The 6,961-nt window shown below is 45.6% G+C and carries 2 protein-coding genes; one reads left to right on the forward strand and one right to left on the reverse strand.

Going from position 1 to position 6,961, the window contains the following annotated elements:
- Positions 1-419 precede the first annotated feature (419 nt).
- On the forward strand, positions 420-6,623 hold the full coding sequence (locus H6550_16525; GenBank protein MCB9047742.1) for a carboxypeptidase regulatory-like domain-containing protein: 6,204 nt from the start codon (positions 420-422) through the stop codon (positions 6,621-6,623).
- Between the two features lie 70 nt (positions 6,624-6,693).
- Here H6550_16525 and H6550_16530 read toward each other — a convergent pair.
- Positions 6,694-6,961: ABC transporter permease (locus tag H6550_16530; GenBank protein ID MCB9047743.1), on the reverse strand; the 268-nt coding region annotated here is incomplete at its 5' end.

Here is a 6,961-nt window from a genome sequence, read left to right on the forward strand (position 1 = left end):
GACCTGTGCCATTTCAGCCTCAGGCAGATTCAGAGGGGCGACCTGACGTTGCAAAGCCATTTCTGCCCAAATCAAGAGGCGTTGGCGCTGGCGCTCACTCAGGCTTGTCGTCGGCGGCCAGTTTCCGGTTGTGGGCATGGGTATCTCCTCGCTGCCAGCGTTCAGCCCGCTGACAACTGTTTTCGGATTACTGGTAGCTGTTTACGGATAGGATTATTGTGAGAAACGGCCGTTTCGTCAATGGCAAAACAACAAAGATAGGTATTAACAATCATGATAGAAAACATGACAAACATCACTCCCGATATAGACACGCTTGTGATACAAAATCAAATGTATTTGTTGCTCAACGTGTATGAGCCAAGAAATTTTGTAAGTTTTGGTGATTTGCCATTGCCAAAGGGAAGGATATTAAAATCATGATTCGTTCGGAAAAATCAAGTATTGTGCAGCGCATTCTTTGGGTTGGATTTGTGATTAGCGTCGTCTTAGGTGCTGTTTATTTATTAGCAACGACTGCCCATCTGTCAGCCGAGGCAATTAATCCTCGGTTAACACCTGCGGCCACAAATGCAGATATGCCGTCTGCGTATCCAGGGCCAAAAGTAGCGTTTGAGCCAGCAGCACAAGCAAACTTCGGCCAACCAACAATGTTAGTCACACACACGACATTCTTAAAAAACCAGACCACCAACGAAGACAGTTTTACGCTGGACCTGGTAGCAGGCTATGATTGGAATGCTACGTTGTCGCCCACACAAACGGCTATACTCTCTGATGGCGAAGGTATCCCCTTTACCGTTGTTGTCGAAGTGCCAACAGGAGCAGCAATTGGTGACATGGACAGTCTGGAAGTTGTCGCTGTAGCCGACAACCAACTCTACACAAATACCACCACACTGGACACGGCCTTTATTTGTGAACCCCATTTAAATTTTCGTGGGACATCAGCGGAATCTAGAGATGGCTTGAACGATGTATATGAATATGCCGGACAACGTTTCGCCTATCTGTTAATTCAACTTTACATCGATCCTTATTATTATCAGATAAATGCCACTATCTCTGGCTATAATCCTGATAGTGATTCCTGGGATGTTATCGCCGAACAAGTGTCTGGTTCAGCAGGATTGCTCGTACACCAAACGATGATCCCACCCACATATACCAAGATTCGGGTACAGGTAGATGATAATTACAACGATAGTGGTTGGGTTCAGTATGACTACCAGTTTGCCTTATGTCGTGAACCTGTCGTTGACTTACATCCGCCTGTACAAGAAGCATATGTGCAGCCAGGGAAAACCGTCGTTTACACCCAAACCCTGACTAACTGGGCCATGAACAGCACGGCCTTTGCGCTGACAGCAACAGATAGCGCATGGCCTATCACCTTCTGGCATGATGGTAACCAGATCAGTGAAACGGCCGTTCTTGATGACTTGGACACCTTTACTTATACCGTTCAGATTGCTGTACCCGCCGGGATAGCCCCTGGCACAGAGGATCATGCAACGGTGTGGGCAACAGATATTTCTTCACCCGCCATCCAAAACAGTGCCTCTATCACCACCCATATCACTGGTGACCTGGCCTATATCACTCTCTACGGGTCCAATTTAGTTGTCGTAATGGATACGGCAACCAATGAAATAATCAAGACTATAGACGTTGGGGCCGTGCATTGTTCGAACCCCAAACATGTTGCTATTACCCCTGATGGAAGCCAAGTCTACATAACTTGCGAGTATTCTGGCAATGTTGTGGTCATTGATAGCAATACGCTTACCGTTACTCACGTTATAGACTGGGCTTATGGTGTCAGCGGTGTTGCCTTCAGCCGCGATAGCCAGTACGCATTTATAGGTAACCGTAACCTTGCCCAAATCTTGGTAATTAACACAACCGATTATTCACAACAGACAACTATTACTAACTCTGCGGAAAAATTAGCGGCACATCCATTTGAAGATTTTATCTATACAGCGTCCTATTTAGGCAGGATTTATGTAATAGATACGACGGACCTCACAGTAGCTGAGATAGCCCATACACACGGTGAACCATGGGATCTTATTGTATCCCCAAATGGAAAGTGGCTTTATGTCAGCAGCATTCATGAAGAGAAATTAACAATCATAGACTTAACCACAAACAGCATCTACGCCACACTGACCGACCTGGGCGCACTCAGCGGAATAGATACAAATCCCGACGGGACTATTTTATATGTGAATGAAAGAAACGGTGGTGTTTACGCTATTGACACAGACACACTCGAAGTGACAATGATTGACGCACATAGTACTGCATGGGCACTACAAGTTACCTGTGATAGCAGTCAACTTTATGTTGGCAATACTCAAAATACTATCTCTATCATTAATACAGAAAGCTATGAGGTGACCAATTTCACATTACCTGGTTTTTATCCAGAAGGTATTGCCATTTGTCCGCAATATGTGGGTAATGGTGTCATTTTGTCACCCTCAACACAAAAACAACAAGATGTACCAGGGCAAACGCTTGTTTATGAGGCTACGCTGCGTAATGAAACAAAACAAACAGACACTTTTACCCTAACAACGAATACGCCACTGTGGAACAGCGAGTTGTCAACAACAACACTTGGCCCACTGACTAATGGCGAGATCGTTACTTTTGCCGTCACCGTAACCATTCCTACCTCCGCAAATTGGTATGATACAGATGTAATTGAAGTAACAGCCACATCTATTACCAGCCCAACGGTGTATAGTGATACGGCCGTATTCATCAGTGAAGCCTATGCCTCGCCACAAATCAGTGTTGCACCTATCTCTCTAAGTAGTACCCAGGTAGTTAACACCAATGTGACAGACACAGTTACTATTAGCAATGGCAATGGCGTCACACTGACTTATTCTGTCTATGCCGTCGGTGGCGACATCACAGAAGCAAGTCTGGAAGACACGTTAGACAGTCTTAACGCGAATTATCAAACCATCATCAATGCCATTCCCAATCGCTATGAGTTTAGCGAAGGTGAGACGGGCTATTTTATAAACGATGGTGGAAATGATATGTATGATGATGGTAATTACCTCCTTGCCAATCCTGACAATTTTATAGAATACGCCAACAACACGATCGTTTCTGAGGAAGGCTTTGGCACAAACGGCCGTTACTTCACGCGAAAATATCCGGGCTTGTTCGTGCTCGCAGCCGATATGAAAGATGTTAACACATTTGGTATTTGGGGCGGATTAGGGGCTGATGGCTCCGGGGATGTCGATGGATCTGTTTTACAAATACAGCATCATGGAACCACCTATTATGGATTTGTGAAACGTGTTTACAATGCTGGGGATCCTTCAGTAAATCATCTTATCATTGTTGCCTCTAACCCTATGGCTTATCATACATATTCGAGCGACACAGATGATGATTCTCATAGCGTTTCTAACCTATCAACAAGTAGACGAATATATTACCTGCTCTATGCCGGTGACAATGGCTATTATATTGATGATAACGAGACGCTTAGCATTATGGAAGCATTTCTCAATGTGCTACCAACAGAAGTATCAACCTCATGGTTGACAATATCCCCTACAACAGGCACCTTACCTACAAACGAAACCCAAAATGTTACCGTCAACTTCAATTCAACAAACATTCAACCAGAAACGTATGTGGGTACGATTTGGGTTAATAGCAATGATCCAATAAACGGACACCTCACTCTGCCAATTTCCATGACTGTCGAACCTACTACAAACATGGGTTGGGTAGAGGGTTTTGTAACGAACAGTCGTTTTGGTACGCCACTACAAGCCACTATTATTGCCCAAGGGCAACCTTACATCATCACATCTAACTCAGACGGTTTCTACAAACTATGGTTAGAAGCAGGCAACTATGCATTGCAAGTAACAACTCATGGATACGTGTCACAAACCTTACCTGTGGTCATTACAGCTCAGCAAGCAACAGTACAAAATATAGCTCTGGTAGAGAATGTGCCTGTTCTTGACCTGGCTCCAGACAGCATTGATGTAATTCAAGATGCTGGCGATATTACCATCGAAACAATGACGGTGAACAACAACGGGCCAGTTACCATGACTTTCGCCATTGGGGAAAGGGACACAACATCGGGGTTGGCTTTATTATCTGAATATGCCCGCACTACCGCTGAAATGACAGCCCTTCAAACACAGTTATCTGATGCAAATGTCTATAGTAGAAGCTTTCCTACCGTTGCTTCCATACCAGCTGCTGCTTTTTCCGAGCTGCAAGGAACCACAAGCCTGTTAACCTGGATAAAGTATACGAATTATGACCAGGAGTATGAAAACACACTCAACGCTATCGCTCAATACACTACTTTCAACTTGACAGAAACCGATACGGAAGACCCTGTTGTTTTGGCTAATTTATTGGCAACGGCAAACGTGTTTCTGGTTCCATCACAGCAAACTAACCTTGGAAATTATTTCTATAACTTGGGAGCAAGCTGGGCTGATGTCCTGCATGAATTTGTAAATCAAGGCGGAACCATCATCATCACAGATTACTGTAATCAGGCTTACCTGTTGTTAGAAGGCGCTAACTTAATTGATATTCAAGCGAGGTCTTGTGGCTCGGGCGAATGGTTCGAAATTGTTGACACGCAACACCCTCTAGCACAAGGTATCCCATCCCCCTTTTACGTTAGTGGAAATTTGGGCTTCTATACCGCAGAAGATGTTGATGTGGTTGCCAAACGCCAGAATAATAATGGCAGCTTAGTTCTAGGCAAAAATATTGGTAAAGGGCATATAGCCTTGATAGGTTTTTATTATATGCCAACTAATAATTATATGGCTCGCATCGTAGCTAATGCTGTGCAATGGTACGACAATGACATATCCTGGCTAACCGCAACACCAATCACAGGAACCGTCCCTGGATATGATGCATTGGATGTTCAAATTACACTCGACACCACCGGCTTGCAACCGGGCTTATACACAGCCAAGATCATTGTCAATACAAATGATCCTTATACGCCCACCCAGATGTTGCCTGTCAGCATGGAGGTACAGGCAATAGCCAGCATGGGACAGGTGATAGGTACGGTGAGCGATGCCTGGACAGGAAACCCGCTAAGAGCAACTGTGCAGTTACAAGGTGTATACACGACAACTGCTGATCCCTCCTACGGTATTTGGGCTGAAACGGGTGAGTATACGTTAACAACATTTGCCGCTGGCTACATGACAGAAACCGTTACTGTTGTCATCCCGGCCGGAGGTGTAGTAACACAAAATCTGGCCCTGATTCCGGCACAGCCGCGCCTGGAAGGGATGCCAGAGAGTATCAATGTAACGGCTGCGTCTGGTTCTGTAACTGCCTACAATTTCACACTCTCCAATACTGGACCGCAACCGCTTGACTATACCTGGCGTGAAATCAGCCCTACCAATCCATCCTTATTCGCACCAATGGACCTGAGCGGTAAAAACATCCTCTATGACAGGTCACACGGAGGTGCTGCGATTAACTATTTCGACGAGATGATACAAGACATTATCGACGCCGGCGGTGTGATTACGGAAAACTACACTCATCCGGTAACAGACATGATACTTTCACAGTATGATGTATTGTGGGTGAGCTGTTGTGGGTATACACACTGGACAGATGATGAGTTAACGGCCGTATCAAACTGGGTAGCAAATGGAGGGGCACTCTTCATTCACAGTGGCAATTCATACACAACTCAAGATTTGGCGAACCTGTTTGGCATTGAATACGTGCCCGGCTCATACTATACGGGCCTTACCAGTAATATACACCCACACCCAACAACAGATGGAATCGACGAAATTTATATAGATTCTGGGACTGAGGCACTAACCTCAACACAAGCCATTGACATTCTTGTACATGATGTAGTTAATTACCCGATAGCAGCTGCGTATCAATACTATGGTGGACGCATCGTCATTGTAACTGTCCCTATTTTCAGTGATTACATTATTAACGATGCCGATAATCGTGCATTTGCGTTGAACATCATGAATTGGTTGGCTGCTCCTGTTTACAGCAATGTGCCGTGGACAAGCATCAGTCCCCTTACAGGTACGATTCCGGCCTATGACAACCAGAATTACACACTAACATTTGACGCCACAAGCCTCCCTCCTGGCACCTATAACATGGTAATGGCTTTGCAACAAAATGATCCGGCACAAGATCCCGTTTTATATGTTCCTGTGACACTGAACGTGATAACACAAACTGTGGCGGTTTCGGCTGTGCCTGACACGACAACGAACACGGCCGTTCCCGGTCACACAGCTACCTATCACATCCTCATCACCAACGACGGCAACGCACCAGACAGCTTCACTATTACAGCAGATGGTATATGGGATGCAGCTTTGTCAACGAACACGACAGGTGAACTAGCTGGCGGCGAGTCATTTATGTTAATTGTAGACATCTCCGTTCCGGCCAATGCCACCATTGGCAGCGCTGACATGACTACCATCACGGTTACTTCAGATGTAAATCCCAATGTTAGCGTAGACGTTATGCTCACAACAACTGCCGACTTGCTGCGACTGTATTTACCAACTGTCATGCGACCTTAATAGGATGTTTGTTAGATAGTATGAGAGTGCGATAGTGACATCACTATCGCACTCTCATATAGCGACAAAGTTACAAATCGCGCCGCGTAAAGCTCCACAAGGCGAACCCCACCATGCCCGCCATGTACAAAACCGCATAAACCAACATGGCATCACTCGGCTGCGAAGCAACCGTGAACGGGCCGGCCATCATTGGACTGCTGGTGAACGCTGGCTGAAACAAAGTCAGCGCCTTTTTCCACAAAATTTCGCTGGGCATAATCAGGCTGGCGACAATCCCAATGTCAACGGCCGTTTCATTGCGCACAATCGCCCCAATTTGCTCCACCCAACCGCCG

The sequence above is a fragment of the Chitinophagales bacterium genome (assembly GCA_020636495.1).
GTDB lineage: Bacteria > Bacteroidota > Bacteroidia > Chitinophagales > Chitinophagaceae > UBA5543.

Coding starts and splice junctions, on each gene's coding strand:
- H6550_16525 (MCB9047742.1), top strand. CDS start 420: ATGATTCGTTCGGAAAAATCAAGTATTGTGCAGCGCATTCTTTGGGTT.